The following is a 1,942-nucleotide window of genomic DNA, read 5'->3' on the forward strand; positions in this document are numbered from 1 at the left end:
TCTGAGCGAAGCGAGTTTGCGCGAGACCCCGCCGTAGTCGAGCACCGCAGGTTGCCCGAAGCGAAGCGGAGGGACCCAGACTGCGGGTCGCCTTTTCTTTGGTGACTTTCTTTTGGCGAAGCAGAAGAAAGTTACTTGCTGCCGGGCAACCCCCGGCCAACCGCCCTCAGCAAAGAGCAAAGAGAACAGAGGAAGCGCGCCCGCCGGAGCAAGACCGGCCCAGCTCCCAACGCAAGCCCGCGTTAAACTTCCGAAATGACCTGGAACGCGACCCTCGCACTCGACTACACCCACCAGGCCGGCAAGACCCTCGCCCACTTCCGCCACAGCGGCCCGCTGCGCATACTCCAGAGCCTGTACCCCGAAGGCGACGCGATCTGCCACAACGTCATCGTGCATCCACCCGGCGGCCTGGTCGGCGGAGATACGCTGGAGCTGGCCTTCAGCGCGGCGCCCGGCACGCACGGCCTGGTCACCACGCCGGGTGCCACGCGCTTTTACCGTTCCACCGGTGAGCCCGCGCTGCAGAACACCCGGCTCACGCTGGAAGCCGGTGCGCGCATGGAATGGCTGCCGCTCGAAGCTATCTGCTACAGCGGCTGCCTCGCCGAGAACCGCCTCACCATGGCGCTTGCGCCCGGTGCCGAACTGATGGGCTGGGACGTCACCGCGCTGGGCCTGCCCGCCGCCGGCCAGCCTTTTGAAAGCGGCAGTTTTCGCCAGCACATCGAAATGCCCGGCGTGTGGCTGGAACGCGCGCGCCTGGACGCGAGCGACAAGTTGCTGATGGACAGCCCCGTCGGCCTGGCCGGCCGGCGTTGCATGGCCACGCTGTTTTTTGTGGCCGGCAGCAAGCTCGAACGCAAGCGCCGCGAGCTCGCGCTGGACTGCGCACGCGAGGTCCTGCAAAGCCACTCCCTGGCGTCCAGTGCCGGGGCCACCAGCCCCGACGCGCAGGTGGTCGTCGTGCGCGTGCTCTCGCCCGTGGTTGAACCCGCCATGGCCTTGCTCAGGCTGGTGTGGCAGGCCTGGCGCAAGGAGCTGTGGCAGCTGGCGCCGTCCACGCCGAGGCTCTGGTCGACCTGAAGCGCCGCGCTCCCGGAGGAAGCCGGGCTGTATAAAAAGACATCCAATCCGCGCGCCCAGGGCGGATGCCCGGCCCATGAGAGACCCGTCCTACATGGGAATGGGCATAGGGCACGGACGGCCCGGAGCTTTTCCTTTCACGCCGCCGGCCGGGCCCGGCCCAGACTCCATTCATCGACATCCGTCGAGTTCGATCAAGGAGTTTGACCATGATTTCATCCCGGAATTTCCGACTTGCCCAAAGCGCCGCGGCCTTTGGTGTAGCCGCCCTGCTGTCGCTGGGTGCCTCGGCACAAATGGCTTCCGGCACCACCGGTATTGACGCTTCAGGCAACGCCCGCAGCGAAATGAATGCCTGCCTCACAGGGCGCACACAGCAAGACCGCGAAACCTGCATGACTGAGGTCCGCAACGCCAACGCCGCCAAACGCGCCGGCAAGGTCGACAACGCCAACGGCCAGTTCTCCGCCAACGCCCTCAAGCGCTGCGACGTTTTCCAGGGCGAAGACCTGATTGCCTGCCAGGCCCGCATCGTGGGCTACGGCAAGACCGACGGCAGCGTTGCCGGCGGCGGCGCGATCCGCCAGATAGAGACCGTCGTCGTGCCGGCCGGCGCCACCAACGTGCGCGTACAGCCGCAGACCTCAACCGACAACATTGTGGTGATCCCGGCGCCCGCCGCCGCGCCATCGCAATAACAGTTGCCACTCGCTCCGCCGGGGTTTGATGAAAACCCCGGATGAAGCAGAAGCAAAGGTGGGCCGCAATGCGGCCCACTTCTTTGTGTGCCGCACCACTGCGTTGAGGTATTGAAGCCGGTTCTTGCTCCGGCGGCGCGTCCTTCTCTTGATCTTGC

At 66.0% G+C, this 1,942-nt stretch carries 2 protein-coding genes; both read left to right on the top strand.

Annotation, left to right across the window (positions count from 1 at the left end):
• Nucleotides 1-255 precede the first annotated feature (255 nt).
• Nucleotides 256-1,086 (top strand): urease accessory protein UreD, encoded by an 831-nt coding sequence (locus tag ACSQ27_RS24240; protein ID WP_436158059.1) that lies wholly within the window; start codon nucleotides 256-258, stop codon nucleotides 1,084-1,086.
• Between the two features lie 209 nt (nucleotides 1,087-1,295).
• Nucleotides 1,296-1,784, top strand: a complete 489-nt coding sequence (locus tag ACSQ27_RS24245; RefSeq protein ID WP_436158060.1) for a hypothetical protein — start codon at nucleotides 1,296-1,298, stop codon at nucleotides 1,782-1,784.
• Nucleotides 1,785-1,942 lie beyond the last annotated feature (158 nt).

The organism is Polaromonas sp. LjRoot131, from assembly GCF_964252805.1.
GTDB lineage: Bacteria > Pseudomonadota > Gammaproteobacteria > Burkholderiales > Burkholderiaceae_C > Polaromonas.